At 71.6% G+C, this 14,470-nt stretch carries 10 protein-coding genes; 8 read left to right on the top strand and 2 right to left on the bottom strand.

From position 1 onward, the window contains the following. Window positions 1-121 precede the first annotated feature (121 nt). Entirely contained in the window at window positions 122-769 is a 648-nt protein-coding gene (locus Afe05nite_RS36760; RefSeq protein WP_203821927.1) for an MBL fold metallo-hydrolase, read from the bottom strand. Window positions 770-771: 2 nt separating this feature from the next. Next, a complete protein-coding gene (locus tag Afe05nite_RS36755; protein WP_203821926.1) occupies window positions 772-1,467 on the bottom strand; it encodes a maleylpyruvate isomerase family mycothiol-dependent enzyme in 696 nt (231 codons plus the stop codon). Window positions 1,468-1,646: 179 nt separating this feature from the next. On the opposite strand from Afe05nite_RS36755, the gene rsgA reads away from it, so the two are divergent. From rsgA to whiA, 8 genes are all read left to right on the top strand, one after another. Next, window positions 1,647-2,684, top strand: coding sequence for a ribosome small subunit-dependent GTPase A (gene rsgA / locus Afe05nite_RS36750; protein ID WP_203821925.1), 1,038 nt, complete (start codon window positions 1,647-1,649; stop codon window positions 2,682-2,684). A gap of 25 nt (window positions 2,685-2,709) precedes the next feature. Further along, window positions 2,710-4,506 carry a hypothetical protein gene (locus Afe05nite_RS36745; RefSeq protein ID WP_203821924.1) on the top strand — a complete coding sequence of 599 codons (1,797 nt, stop codon included), beginning with the start codon at window positions 2,710-2,712 and terminating at the stop codon, window positions 4,504-4,506. A gap of 142 nt (window positions 4,507-4,648) precedes the next feature. Further along, on the top strand, window positions 4,649-7,615 hold the full coding sequence (gene uvrA, locus Afe05nite_RS36740; protein ID WP_203821923.1) for an excinuclease ABC subunit UvrA: 2,967 nt from the start codon (window positions 4,649-4,651) through the stop codon (window positions 7,613-7,615). 265 nt (window positions 7,616-7,880) lie between these two features. Beyond that, on the top strand, window positions 7,881-8,417 hold the full coding sequence (locus Afe05nite_RS36735; RefSeq protein ID WP_203821922.1) for a Rieske (2Fe-2S) protein: 537 nt from the start codon (window positions 7,881-7,883) through the stop codon (window positions 8,415-8,417). 92 nt (window positions 8,418-8,509) lie between these two features. After that, window positions 8,510-10,834, top strand: coding sequence for an excinuclease ABC subunit UvrC (uvrC, locus tag Afe05nite_RS36730; RefSeq protein ID WP_203821921.1), 2,325 nt, complete (start codon window positions 8,510-8,512; stop codon window positions 10,832-10,834). Between the two features lie 116 nt (window positions 10,835-10,950). Continuing rightward, window positions 10,951-11,862: an RNase adapter RapZ gene (gene rapZ / locus Afe05nite_RS36725; RefSeq protein ID WP_438869517.1), complete on the top strand. Its 912-nt coding sequence runs from the start codon at window positions 10,951-10,953 to the stop codon at window positions 11,860-11,862. After that, window positions 11,859-12,818, top strand: a complete 960-nt coding sequence (locus Afe05nite_RS36720) for a gluconeogenesis factor YvcK family protein (RefSeq protein ID WP_203821920.1) — start codon at window positions 11,859-11,861, stop codon at window positions 12,816-12,818. Before rapZ ends, Afe05nite_RS36720 begins: the two co-directional genes overlap by 4 nt. Window positions 12,819-12,874: 56 nt before the next feature. Further along, window positions 12,875-13,855, top strand: a complete 981-nt coding sequence (gene whiA, locus Afe05nite_RS36715) for a DNA-binding protein WhiA (RefSeq protein ID WP_203821919.1) — start codon at window positions 12,875-12,877, stop codon at window positions 13,853-13,855. The last annotated feature ends 615 nt before the right edge of the window (window positions 13,856-14,470 follow it).

Genomic DNA, 14,470 nt, shown 5'->3' with positions numbered 1-14,470 from the left:
TTCTGTTGCATAGTCAGTTCGGGAGCGTTCGCCGTTCTGCTCTCCACTGTGGCGGCCGTCGTGGTGGCGCCCGGGACGGCGTCGGCCGCTCCGCTCGAGCCCGGCCACCTGTGCGGCGCGATCACCAGCCGCGTTCGCGCCACTCCGCCAGGTGCGGGCGCTCGGCGCCGAGTGTCGAGTCCTTGCCGTGGCCCGGGTAGAACCAGGTGTCGTCGGGCAGGCGGTCGAACAGTTTGTGCTCGACGTCGTCGATCAGGGACCGGAAGCGGGTCTCGTCCTTCTGGGTGTTGCCGACACCGCCGGGGAACAGGGAATCCCCGGTCCACAGGTGGCCGTGGCCGCTCGGGTCGCGGTAGAGCAGGGCGATCGAGCCCGGCGTGTGGCCGACCAGGTGGATCACCTCGAGCTCGCAGTCGCCGACCGGCACCTTGTCGCGGTCGTCGAGGGTGCCGGTGACCACCGGGATCTCCGCCGCGTCGGCGGTGTGGGCCAGGGAGCGGGCGCCGGTCGCCTCGACCACCGCGGCCAGGGCCTGCCAGTGGTCGCCGTGCCGGTGGGTGGTGAGCACCGCGCTCAGGCCGGCGGCGCCGATCACCTCGAGCAGCGCGGGCGCGTCGTTGGCGGCGTCGATGAGCACCTGGTCGTCGCCGCAGCGCAGCAGGTAGGCGTTGTTGTCCATGGGGCCGACCGACAGCTTGGTGATGCTCAGGTGCTCGAGGGCGCGGGTCGCGGCGGGGCCGCCGCGGGTGACGTCTCCGGTGTAGGGCATGGTCACGTCCATCTCGTGGGAGTCGGGAGCTCGCCCTCGGGCGAGACGGTCAGGTCGGCGCCGTCGCCCCGGCCGGCCAGCCACGCGGCGATCGACTTGGTCGGGCCGGAGACGACCGGCGCGCCGGCGGCGTCGCCGATGGTCAGGGCGTGTTCGATGCCGAACGGCCGCAGCACCATGGCCGGGCCTCGCGAGCCCGTGACCAGTTCCTTGAGCAGGCGCAGCGCGAACGCGTCGGACCAGTCCGCCGGGGTGTGGCCCAGGGCCAGGTCGACGTGGTGCACCTCGACCTCACGCAGCCGGATCCACGGGATGCCGGCCGCCGACATGCCGATGAACTCCAGGCGGAACGGCCAGGCCTCGGCCGGCATGGCCGCGCACGCGTCGGCGAACCGGTCGTGCGACGACCGGATGTCGGCGATCTGCTCGCGCAGCGGCCGGTCGGCGCCGGCCTCGATCTCCTCGGCGCGCTGGCCCGGCGCGTACGCCCCGGCGGCGGTGCCGGTGCGGGCGCCGGTGAGCAGCCGGGTCAGGGCGTCGGCGTTGCGGGCGACGTGGGTGAGCACGTGCCCGACCGTCCAGCCGGGCAGCAGCGAGGGTGTCGACACCACCGTCGGGTCGAGGTCCGACGCCGTCCGGATCAGTGCCTCGGTGGCTTGGTCGACGTCGGTGAGCAGCACCAGCGGATCCATGGTCACGGCGCTCAGCCTATCGGCACGGAATTCGGTTTCGCCGCGCAGCGGGCAGTCGTACCGTCTGTGTGCAGACGCGCCGATCGACTCGCGGGGAGGTGAGGAACGTGCTCTACGACCGTGTTGCGTCCCTTCACCCGGAGGCTTGCGCCTAGCGCCCTCCCTTGCCGTAAAGGGCTTTTGTCATGTCGCACGATCTGTCCCGCCTCGGGTGGGATGACCTTTTCGCATCCTCGTACCGTCCGTTCGACCGATCCGACGCCGCGCCCGCCCGGGTGCTGCGGGCCGACCGCGGGGTCTGCACCGTGTTCGGCGAGAGCGGCGTGAGCCGGGCCACCCTGGCCGGCGCCGTGCTGCTGGCCGCCGCGAACGACCCGGTCGACCTGCCGTGTGCCGGTGACTGGGTGGTCACCCGCCGATGGCCGGACCGCCGGGTCACCATCGAGTCGGTGCTGCCCCGGCGCACCGCGCTGATCCGCCGCACCTCCGACAAGGACGCCACCGGCCAGCTGCTGGCCGCCAACATGGACACGGTCGCGGTGGTCGAGCCGATCCACCCCGAACCCGACTCCGCCCGGGTCGAACGGCTGCTCGCCCTGGCCTGGGAGTCGGGCGCGAAACCCCTGCTCGTGCTGAGCAAGTGCGACACCTCGAGGGATCCGGACGCGGTGGTCCGGCAGCTCGCCGAGCTCGCGCCGGGCCTGCCGGTGGTCGCGGTGAGCACCCGGCGGTCGGCCGGGATCGACCATCTGCGTACGTACGTGACCGGCGGCCGCACCCTCGCGCTGCTGGGCCGTTCCGGGGCCGGCAAGTCGACCCTGGTCAACGCCCTGACCGGCACCGCCGTGATGCCGGTGCAGGCGATCCGGGACGCCGACGGCAAGGGCCGGCACACCACCGCCTACCGCAACCTGGTGCCGCTGCCCGGCGGCGGGGCGGTCCTGGACACCCCCGGCATCCGCGGCGTCGGCCTGCTCGACACGGCGGGCGGGCTCGACCGGGCCTTCGCCGACGTCGCCGAGCTGGCCGCGCACTGCCGGTTCGGGGACTGCGGGCACGGCGCCGAGCCGGGATGCGCGGTCACCGCCGCCGTCGAGAACGGCTCGCTGGCCCCCCGCCGGCTGGCCAGCTGGCGCAAGCTGCACCACGAGGTGGAGGTGGAGAGCGCGCGCAAGCAGTCCCGGGCGGTCGCGGCCGCCGGTCAACGCCGACGCCGTACGTGAAGCGCCCTTCTGCAAGAATGCTGCGATGCGCGCGGTGGACGAGGTCGTCGAGGAAACGGCGGCCCCCGAGCCGCAGGAGAAGGTAACGGCGCCCCGCCGGCGTGCGGACCTGTGGTCGCTGTTGAGCTACGTGAGCCTGTCGCTGGTCGTCATGGTCCAGCTCTGGCGCGACCCGAACGGCCGGGTGCTCGCCAGCAACGACGACGACCACGGCATCTTCCTGTTCTTCCTCGGGCACGCCGAGCGGGTCGTCTTCAACGGCGACAACCCGTTCTACACCTACCGGCTGAACGTGCCGGACGGCGTCAACATGATGGCCAACACGGCGCTGCTGGCCCTGAGTCTGCCGATGGCGCCGGTCACCCACTTCCTCGGCGGCGGCGTCTCGGTCGCGTTCCTGATCACCGCCGGACTCGCCGGCACCGCCTGGGCCTGGTACTGGGTGCTGTCCCGGCATCTGGTGAGCAGCCGGGTCGCGGCCTGGATCGGCGGCCTGTGGTGCGGTTTCTCGCCGGCCATGGTGTCGCACGCCAACGGGCACGTGAACTTCGTCAGCAACTTCGTGATCCCGTTCATCGTGCTGCAGGTGCTGCGGCTGCGGGAGCCCGGCCGGGCCGTCCGCGGCGGCCTGATCCTGGCCGCGCTGATCGTCGTGCAGGTGTTCATCAACGAGGAGGCGCTGCTGTTCGCCGCCCTCGCGCTGGCCGTCTTCGTCGTCGCGTACGCGGCCATGCGACCGCGTCCCGCCCTGCGTGACGCGCGGCATCTGCTGCCCGGTCTCGGCGTCGCGGCGGTGGTCTCCGGGGCCCTGCTGGCCTACCCGCTGTACTTCCAGTTCTTCCACCGCGGCCACTACCACGGCCAGCCGTTCGCGCCGGACATGTTCGTCACCGACCTCTACTCGGTGGTCGGGTTCGCCCGTCAGTCGCTTGCCGGGAACGCGGCGCTGACCCGGCACATGAGTGTCAGCGCGACCGAGGACAACACGTTCTACGGCCCGTTCGGGCTGGTCATGATCATCGTGGCGGTGATCGTGCTGCGGCGGTCGGTGGCGGCCCGCGCGGCGGCGATCTCGGCGTTGGTGCTGCTGCTCATCTCGTTCGGCCCGCGACTGCGCGTCTACGGCGAGGACACCTCGATCAAGCTGCCGTTCGGCCTGGTCAGCCACGTGCCGATCATCGACCTGGTGAGCGTGACCCGGTTCGCGATGGTGCCCACCTTCATCGCCGGGGTGCTGCTGGCGCTGGCCGCCGACCGGATGCCGCGGATGTCGGTCACCGGGCGGCGCCTGTTCGTCGCCGGCCTGGTGCTCGCGATGGTGCCGCTCGCCCCGAAACCGCTGCCGATCGTCGGCGCCGAGCCGTTGCCGGAGTTCATCACCGCCGGCACCTACAAGCAGTACGTGCCGGACGACCGCACCCTGGTCACGGTGCCGTTGCCGGACGTCACCACCGGCCGCACCGGCCAGCGCTGGGCCGCGCTCAACAACTTCGGCTACGCCACCCCGCGGGGCTACTTCATGGGCCCGGCCAACCCGCCCACCGATGACACCGGCTCGTGGAACGCGCCGCCGCGGTGGACGTCGCGGCTGCTGTGGCAGGTGCGGGAGAGCGGCAAGCTGCCCACGGTGACCGAGGGCATGAAGATCCGCTTCAAGCAGGACCTGACCTACTGGCGGGCGGCCGTGGTCGTGCTCGTGCCGCACGACAAGAACGTCGACGTGCTCCGGGCCCTGCTCGTCGAGACGCTGGGTCAGCCGCAACTGGTCGGCGGCGTCGAGATCTGGGACGTACGGTATCTGCCCGTTCACTCAGAGGGGTGAGCTTAGGCCGCCTGAAGTGCGGGAATGTGCGGCATGTGAGAGGCGCTGCACCTACGAGGGCCGGTTCCGGCGAAAACTTGTCATACCCCATGGCTAGAGTTGCCGCGGCTCGTTTCAAACACCTGTACGGAGAGGCTGGCTGGTGGCCGACCGTTTGATTATTCGAGGCGCGCGCGAGCACAACCTGCGCGACGTCAACCTCGACCTGCCTCGCGACGCGATGATCGTCTTCACCGGGCTCTCCGGCTCGGGCAAGTCCAGCCTCGCGTTCGACACGATCTTCGCGGAGGGTCAGCGGCGATACGTCGAGTCGCTGTCGTCGTACGCGCGGCAGTTCCTCGGGCAGATGGACAAGCCCGACGTCGACTTCATCGAGGGTCTGTCCCCGGCCGTCTCGATCGACCAGAAGTCGACCTCCCGCAACCCGCGGTCGACCGTCGGCACCATCACCGAGGTCTACGACTACCTCCGCCTGCTGTTCGCCCGCACCGGCATCCCGCACTGCCCGGTCTGCGGCGAGCGGATCAGCAAGCAGACCCCGCAGCAGATCGTCGACCGGGTCCTCGCCATGGACGAGGGCACCCGGTTCATGGTGCTCGCCCCGGTGATCCGCGGTCGCAAGGGCGAATACGTCGACCTGTTCGCCGAGCTGCAGGCCAAGGGCTATGCGCGGGCCCGGGTCGACGGCGTGGTGCACCCGCTCACCGAGCCGCCGAAGCTCAAGAAGCAGGAGAAGCACACCATCGAGGTGGTGATCGACCGGCTCAGCGTCAAGTCGTCGAGCAAGCAGCGCCTGACCGACTCGGTCGAGGCCGCGCTCGGCCTGGCCGGTGGCATCGTCCTGCTCGACTTCGTCGACCTGGCCGAGGACGACCCGGCCCGGGAGCGGCGCTTCTCCGAGCACCTCGCCTGCCCCAACGACCACCCGCTGGCGATCGAGGACCTCGAGCCCCGGGTGTTCTCGTTCAACGCACCCTACGGCGCCTGCCCCGAGTGCACCGGCCTCGGCACCAAGAAGGAGGTCGACCCCGAGCTGCTGATCCCCGACGAGGAGCGGAGCATCCGCGACGGGGCCATCCAGCCGTGGTCGGGCGGGCAGACCCAGGAATACTTCCTGCGCATCCTGGAGGCCCTCGCCAAGAGCGAGAAGTTCTCCATCGACACCCCGTGGCGGTCGCTGCCGTCGCGCGCGCAGAAGACGATCATGTACGGCTCGGAGGACCAGGTCCACGTCCGTTACCGCAACAAGTACGGCCGTGAGCGCTCCTACTACACCGGGTTCGAGGGTGTGGTGCAGTGGATCGAGCGCCGGCACAACGACACCGAGAGCGACTGGTCCCGCGACAAGTACGAGGGCTACATGCGCGACGTGCCGTGCCCGGTCTGCTCCGGCACCCGCCTCAAGCCCGAGGTGCTGGCGGTCACGATCGCCGGCAAGAGCATCGCCGAGGTCTGCAACCTCTCGATCGGCGACTGCGCCGAGCTGCTGGCCACCATCGAGCTCGACGACCGGCAGAAGATGATCGCCGAGCGGGTGCTCAAGGAGATCAACGCCCGGCTGCGGTTCCTCGTCGACGTCGGCCTGGAATACCTGTCGCTCGACCGCGGCGCCGGCACCCTGTCCGGCGGCGAGGCGCAGCGCATCCGGCTCGCCACCCAGATCGGCTCCGGCCTGGTCGGGGTGCTCTACGTCCTCGACGAGCCGTCGATCGGCCTGCACCAGCGCGACAACCACCGGCTCATCGAGACCCTGGTGCGGTTGAAGAAGCTGGGCAACACGCTGATCGTGGTGGAGCACGACGAGGACACCATCCGCACCGCCGACTGGATCGTCGACATCGGCCCGGGCGCCGGCGAGCACGGCGGCGAGATCGTGCACAGCGGCTCGGTCGAGGGCCTGCTGAAGAACCAGAAGTCGCCGACCGGCGCCTATCTGTCCGGCCGCAAGTCGATCCCGACCCCGGCCACCCGCCGCCCCCAGACCAAGGGCCGCGAGCTGGTGGTGCAGGGCGCCCGCGAGCACAACCTGCGGGGCCTCGACGTGGCCTTCCCGCTCGGGCAGTTCATCGCCGTCACCGGGGTCAGCGGCTCCGGCAAGTCGACCCTGGTCAACGACATCCTCTACACGGTGCTGGCCAACCAGATCAACGGTGCCCGGATGGTGCCGGGCCGGCACACCCGGATCAGCGGCCTGGAGAACGTCGACAAGGTGGTCGGTGTCGACCAGTCGCCGATCGGCCGCACCCCGCGCTCCAACCCGGCCACCTACACCGGGGTGTTCGACAACATCCGCAAGCTGTTCGCCGAGACCGTCGAGGCGAAGGTGCGCGGCTACGGTCCGGGCCGGTTCTCGTTCAACGTCAAGGGCGGCCGCTGCGAGAACTGCGCCGGCGACGGCACCATCAAGATCGAGATGAACTTCCTGCCGGACGTCTACGTCCCGTGCGAGGTGTGCAAGGGGGCCCGCTACAACCGGGAGACCCTGGAAGTGCACTACAAGGGCAAGACGATCTCCGAGGTGCTGCAGATGCCGATCGAGGAGGGCGCGGCCTTCTTCGAGCCGATCACGTCCATCCACCGGCACCTCAAGACCCTCGTCGACGTCGGCCTCGGCTACGTCCGGCTGGGCCAGCCCGCGCCGACCCTGTCCGGCGGCGAGGCGCAGCGCGTCAAGCTCGCCTCCGAGCTGCAGAAGCGGTCCACCGGCCGCACCGTCTACGTCCTCGACGAGCCGACCACCGGCCTGCACTTCGAGGACATCCGCAAGCTGCTGATCGTGCTCAACGGCCTGGTCGACAAGGGCAACACGGTGATCACCATCGAGCACAACCTCGACGTGATCAAGACCGCCGACTGGTTGATCGACATGGGTCCCGAGGGCGGCAGCAAGGGCGGTCTCGTGCTGGCCACCGGCACGCCGGAGGAGCTGGCCGAGGTGCCGGAGAGCCACACCGGGCAATACCTGCGGAACATGCTCGGCCTCGACGGCGAGCCGGCCGGCGCGACCGCGGCGACGGCCCGGGCGGCCAAGGCCAACGGTCAGCCGGCGGCCGCGAAAGCACCGGCCAAGCCCCGGGCGACCCGGGCGAAGGCGAAGGCCGCGGTGTGAGAGCTGGTTGAAGCGTAAAGTTCCAGCAAGATCACAGGTGACTCATAGCAACGGCGCCGGTCGGGCCCCATAGGCTCGATCGGCGTCCGGGTCATAGGTGTAGACATCCGGCAAAGGCGCCGGGCGAAGGCGTCCAAAACCGGAGAAAGCGCCGCCGCACGGGCGGACAATTTCCCGGAAAGCCTGAACCGGCTCGGCCGCGACCGCGTACATACCTGGGACGCCGCGTGACCACTCTCGCGGACATGCACTGGAGGGCTAACCGATGACAGACGTGCAGACGAGGACCGACAACGTGCTTCCCGCCGAGGAGCCGCCCGGCCGTCCGGCCACGGCCTCGACCCGCCGGCTCGTCCTGCTCGGTGCCGGCGCACTCGGCACCACGGCTGTGCTTGCCGCCTGCGGCACCAGCACCACCAACACGAACGGCTCCGGTTTCTCCAACCAGCCGGCCCCGGCCGGCAGTGCCGAGGGAGCCGGCAGCACGGCGGGGGCGGGCAGCACCGCGGGCGCGACCGGTGGCAGCGCCCTCGCGTCCACGGCCGACATCCCCGAGGGCGGCGGCATCATCTCCGGCGACCTCGTGATCACCCAGCCGAAGGCCGGTACGTTCAAGGCGTTCAGCAAGGTCTGCACGCACGCCGGCTGCGACGTCAGCAAGGTGGACGGCGGCGTGATCACCTGCCCGTGCCACGGCAGCAAATTCTCCATCGACACCGGCGAACCGACCACCGGCCCGGCCACCAAGGCCCTCGCCGAGACCAAGGTCAAGGTGGACGGCGACAACATCGTCAAGGCCTGAGAAAACGAAGCGGCCGGAGGTCCGACGCCGTGGCGGCGGCAACGGACCTCCGGTCGGGTAATCATGTCAGACCCCAGCATTACTGTTGACCCGTGCCAGACCCGTCGACATACCGCCCGGCGCCCGGAACGATCCCCGAATCGCCCGGCGTCTACCGCTTCCGCGACCAGACCGGCCGTGTGGTCTACGTCGGCAAGGCGAAGAATCTGCGGAACCGCCTGAACTCCTATTTCGCGGACACCTGGTCGCTGCACGCTCGCACGCAGCAGATGGTGACGACCGCCGCCGCCGTCGATTGGGTAACGGTCGGCACGGAGGTTGAAGCCTTACAGCTGGAGTTCAGCTGGATCAAGGAGTTCGACCCCCGGTTCAATGTCAAATACCGCGACGACAAGTCCTATCCGTTCCTCGCCGTCACGCTCAACGAGGAATACCCCCGCCTGCAGGTGATGCGCGGCGCCAAGCGCAAGGGCGTGCGCTATTTCGGGCCCTACTCGCATGCCTGGGCCATCCGCGAGACCCTCGACCTGCTGCTGCGGGTCTTCCCGGCCCGCACCTGCTCGGCCGGTGTCTTCAAGCGCTCCGGCCAGATCGGCCGCCCGTGCCTGCTCGGCTACATCGGCAAGTGCTCCGCCCCCTGCACCGGCCAGGTCAGCGCCGAGGAGCACCGGGCCATCGTCGACGACTTCTGCGACTTCATGGCCGGGCGCACCGACTCCTTCGTCAAGCGGCTCGAGCGCGACATGATGCGGGCCTCCGAGTCCCTCGACTTCGAACGGGCCGCCCGGCTGCGCGACGACATCGCCGCCCTGCGCCGCGCCATGGAGAAGCAGACCGTGGTGCTCGGCGACGGCACCGACGCCGACGTGGTCGCGTTCGCCGAGGACCCCCTCGAGGCCGCCGTCCAGGTGTTCCACGTGCGCGACGGCCGGGTCCGCGGCCAGCGCGGCTGGGTGGTGGAAAAGGTGGAGGACCTCAGCACCGCCGACCTGGTCCACCACTTCTGCTCGCAGATGTACGGCGGGGAGCAGGGCGAGGGCGACGTGCCCCGCGAACTGCTCGTGCCGGCCCTGCCCGAGGACGCCGACGCCCTCGCCGACTGGCTCTCCGACCACCGCGGCAGCCGGGTGCAACTGCGTGTGCCCCAGCGCGGCGACAAGAAGTCCTTGATGGAGACGGTGGCCCGCAACGCCGGCGAGTCACTGCAGCGCCACAAGCTGCGCCGGGCCGGCGACCTCACCACCCGCAGCAAGGCCCTCGACGAGATCGCCGACGCGCTCGGCCTCGACACCGCCCCGCTGCGCATCGAGTGCTTCGACGTCTCGCAGATCCAGGGCACCGACGTGGTCGCGTCCATGGTGGTCTTCGAGGACGGCCTGCCCCGCAAGAGCGAATACCGTCGTTTCGCGGTGCGCGGCAACGCCGACGGCAGCGGCACCGACGACCTGTCCGCGATGAGCGAGGTGATGCGGCGCCGCTTCGCCCGCTACCGCGCCCAGCCCGGCGCCGACGCCCCCCGCGACCACCCCGGGTCCGCCGCGGCCGACGACGAGGTCCTGGCCGCCGCCGGCGATCCGGCCCACCCCGGCGATCCGGCCCACCCCGGCGACGGCGACGGCGAGCCCGCCCCGCACGAGCTGCCCGGCGTGGATCCGCTGACCGGCAAGCCGCGCCGCTTCGCCTATCCGCCCCAGCTCGTCGTCGTCGACGGTGGACAGCCGCAGGTCAACGCCGTGGCCGAGGTCTTCGCCGAGCTCGGCATCACCGACGTCGCGCTGTGCGGGCTGGCCAAGCGGCTGGAGGAGGTGTGGGTGCCGGGCGAGGACTTCCCGGTGATCCTCCCGCGCACCTCCGAGGCCCTCTATCTGCTGCAGCGGGCCCGGGACGAGGCGCACCGGTTCGCCATCACGTTCCACCGGCAGCGCCGGTCCAAGCGGATGACCGGCTCGCAGCTCGACGACATCCCGGGGCTGGGGGAGACCCGGCGCAAGGCGTTGCTGCGGCATTTCGGGTCGCTGAAGCGTCTCGCCGCCGCCACTGTGGAGGAGATCACCGAGGTGCCGGGCGTCGGCAAGCGCACCGCCGAGACGCTGCTCGCCACCCTCAACCCCCAGCCCGGCAACCCCCAGCCCGGCGTGGAATCGCCGGCCGGCGGAGACACCCGGTCCGGCGCGGAGTCCCCGGCCGGCGGAGACATGCCGCCCGGCGCGGGCGGGCAACCCACCCGGGACCCGGCGTCGAGCGGGCCGGCCGAGGTCGGGACCGAGGCCGAACCGGAGGGGTCCGTTCCCGCCGGCGGGGCGGGGCGCACCCGGCCGGGGGCGACGCGCAGGCGGGCCGGGAGCAGCGTGCCGCCGCCGGCGCCGGTCAAGACGTCGGCGGTGCGAGCGGCCATGTCCGACGACAAAACGGATTAACTGCTCCGGCTGACCTGTTGACCCGAATAGTGGACGGGGTCCGGATCGGGGCAACCGGTTCGGCCTAGGATGTTGTGTCGCTCGCGAGGGCGAGCGAAGCGACGCGGGAGGCGTGCGTGACGGAGTCGTTGCCGGAGTTCACGGCTGGCGCTGTGGACCCGGACGAGGTGACCACCGACCTGGTGGTCGTGACCGGCGTTTCCGGCGGCGGGCGCAGCACGGTGGCCCGGGCCCTGGAAAATGTGGGTTTCTACGTGGTGGACAACCTGCCGCAGGCGCTGATGCTGGACATGGCTCAGCTCGCGTTCCAGGCCGGCGGGGCGGCGCGGCGTACAGCGATGGTGCTCGACGTGCGCAGCCGAGCCTTCTCCACCGACCTGGCCGGCGCGGTGCGCGCGCTCAAGGAACGCGGCTTCTCGCCGCGGGTGGTGTTCGTCGACGCCGACGACGAGGTGCTGATCCGCCGGTTCGAGTCGGTGCGCCGGTCGCACCCGCTGCAGGGCGACGGCCGGCTCGCCGACGGCATCGCGGCCGAGCGCCAGCTGCTCGCCGAGGCCCGCGAGCAGGCCGATGTGATCATCGACACCAGCCACCTCAACGTCAACCAGCTGCGCCGCCGGGTCGAGGAGCTGTTCGGCGGCGAGGACGTGCGGCGGCTGCGGATCACGGTGCTGTCGTTCGGCTTCAAGTACGGCCTGCCGCCCGACGCCGACTACGTTCTCGACGCCCGCTTCCTGCCCAACCCGTTCTGGGTGCCCGACCTGCGCGACCACACCGGCCTGGAGGACGCGGTCAGCAAGTACGTGCTCGACCAGGAGGGCGCCAACGCGTTCGTCAGCAACTACGCGTCGCTGATCGCCTCGACCGCGCCCGGCTTCGAGCGGGAGGGCAAGCGCTATCTGACGGTGGCCGTCGGCTGCACCGGCGGCAAGCACCGCAGCGTCGCGATCACCGAGGAACTGACCGCGCAGCTGCGTGACATGCGCCTGTCCGCCCACCCCTCGCACCGCGACCTGGGGCGGGAGTGACGCCCGTCCGGGTCGTCGCGTTCGGCGGCGGGCACGGTCTGGGCGCTTCGCTGCGTGCTCTGCGGCGCGCGTCCCGGGAACTGGAACTCGACATCACCGCGGTCGTCACGGTCGGCGACGACGGCGGCTCCAGCGGCCGGCTGCGGGCCGAACGGGACGCCCTGCTGCCGCCGGGCGACCTGCGCCAGGCCCTCGCCGCGCTGGCCGACGACGATCCCGCCCGGCAGCTGACCGCGCACGTGCTGCAATACCGGTTCGCCGGCAGCGACTCGCTCGCCGGCCACGCCGTCGGCAACCTGCTGCTGCTCGGGCTGATGGAGATGCTGGCCGACCCGGTGGCCGCCCTCGACCACGCCGCGTCCCTGGTCGGGGCGCACGGCCGGGTGCTGCCGATGGCCCGGCACGCGGTCGGCATCGAGGCCGACGTGCTCGGCGCCGATCCGGCCCGGCCCGGCGAGATGGTCACGGTGCGGGGCCAGCACGCGGTCGCGGTGGCGCTCGGGCACGTCGAGGCGGTCCGCATCGAACCGGCCGACCCGCCGGTCTGCGAGCAGGCCCTCGACGCGATCCGCGACGCCGACTGGCTGATCTTCGGTCCCGGCAGCTGGTACACCAGTGTGCTGCCGCATCTGCTCACGCCCCGGCTGGCCGAGGCGATCGTCACCAGCGCCGCCCGCAAGCTGGTGACGCTCAACCTGTCCGCCGACAACGAGACGCTGGGCCTGTCGGTGGCCGACCACCTGGCCGCCCTGACCTGGTATCTCCCCGCTTTCCGGGCCGACACGGTGCTCGCCGACACGAAGTGGGTGGGTGAACCTGAGCCGGTTCGGCGCGCGGCCGAAACCCTCGGTGCCCATCTGGTGTTGGCACCCTTGGCCGTTGCGGACGGCAGCCCGAGGCATGATCCTGAGTCGTTGGGCGTTGCACTGGTGCCAGTATTGGGCGCCGCTCGTTAAGTACAGGCGTACCGCGGCACACACTGATCACGAACGGCGCATGAGGTGACGACACGATGGCGATGACGGCAGCGGTCAAGGACGAGCTGAGCCGGGTCGACGTGCCCAAGCCGTGCTGCCGTCGGGCGGAGATGGCGGCCCTGCTGCGGTTCGCGGGCGGCCTGCACATCGTCTCCGGCCGGGTGGTGGTCGAGGCCGAGCTCGACACCGGTGCCGTCGCGCGCCGGCTGCGCCGCGAGATCGCCGACGTCTACGGCTACCCCAGCGAGGTGCACGTGCTCGCCTCCGGCGGCCTGCGCAAGGGCAGCCACTACATCGTGCGCATCGTCAAGGACGGCGAGGCCCTGGCCCGCCAGACCGGCCTGCTCGACGTGCGCGGCCGCCCGGTGCGCGGCCTGCCGCCGCACGTCGTGTCGGCGAACGTGTGCTGCGCGGTGGCGGCCTGGCGCGGCGCGTTCATGGCGCACGGCTCGCTCACCGAGCCCGGCCGGTCCAGCGCCCTGGAGATCACCTGCCCCGGCCCGGAGGCCGCCCTGGCGCTGCGCGGCGCCGCCCGGCGCATCGGCATCACCGCCAAGGAACGCGAGGTCCGCGGTGTCGACCGGGTCGTCATCAAGGACGGCGACGCGATCGCCGCGCTGCTCACCCGCATCGGCGCCCACTCCAGCGTGCTGGCCTGGGAGGAACGCCGGGTCCGCCGCGAGGTCCGGGCCACCGCCAACCGCCTGGCCAACTTCGACGACGCCAACCTGCGCCGCTCGGCCCGCGCCGCGGTCGCCGCCGCCGCCCGCGTCACCCGCGCCCTGGAAATCCTCGCCGACGAGGCCCCCAACCACCTGACGAGCGCCGGCCGGCTGCGCCTCGAACACCGCCAGGCCTCCCTCGAGGAACTGGGCGCCCTCGCCGACCCCCCACTGACGAAGGACGCGATCGCCGGACGCATAAGGCGTCTGCTCGCCCTGGCCGACAAACGCGCCCGCGACCTGGGCATCCCCGACACCGAAGCCGCCGTCACCCCCGAGATGATGGCCTGCTGAGCGAACCCCCGGGCCAAGGCCGGGCGTCCCCCTCACCCTCTTTCGGAGATACGGGCTGCCCCGGCCCCGCCGAGCACCGCGACCTCCCCGCTTCCCCGGCCGCAGCGCGCCTCTCGCGCGATGCGCCCCCGCGGCCCCCACCCCCGCCGTCGTCCTTCTCCGCCCGCTCCTCCGCCCGCCCGCTCCTCCGCCCGCCCGCTCCTCCGCCCCCACCCTTCCCGCTCGCGGTACGTGCCGTCTCCGCCCATAGTCCGTGCTGTCTCAGCCCATGAGCCGTGCCGTCTCCGCCCGCGGTCCGTGCTGTCTCCGCCCGCGGTCCGTGCCGGTTCCGCCCGCGGTCCGTGCCGGTTCCTCCTGCAGGGCGCACGCCTGCTCCGCCCGTAGACCGTGTCGCCTCTGCCCGTGATCCCATGCCGATCCATCTTGCAGACGCGGCCGGTTCCACCCGTGGGCCGTGTCGCCTACGCCCGTGAGCGGTGCCGGTTCCTCCTGCAGGCCGTGCGCGGCTTCGCCCGTGGGTCGTGTCGCCTGCGCCTGCGGGCCTGTCGGTTCCCCCTGCGGGCGCGGCAGTCTCCGCCCGTGAGCCGTGCCGTTTCCGCCCGCGAGCCGTGCCGG

Source organism: Paractinoplanes ferrugineus (assembly GCF_016862195.1).
Taxonomy (GTDB): Bacteria; Actinomycetota; Actinomycetes; order Mycobacteriales; family Micromonosporaceae; genus Actinoplanes; species Actinoplanes ferrugineus.
This window is presented reverse-complemented; position numbering and strand designations above follow the sequence as displayed.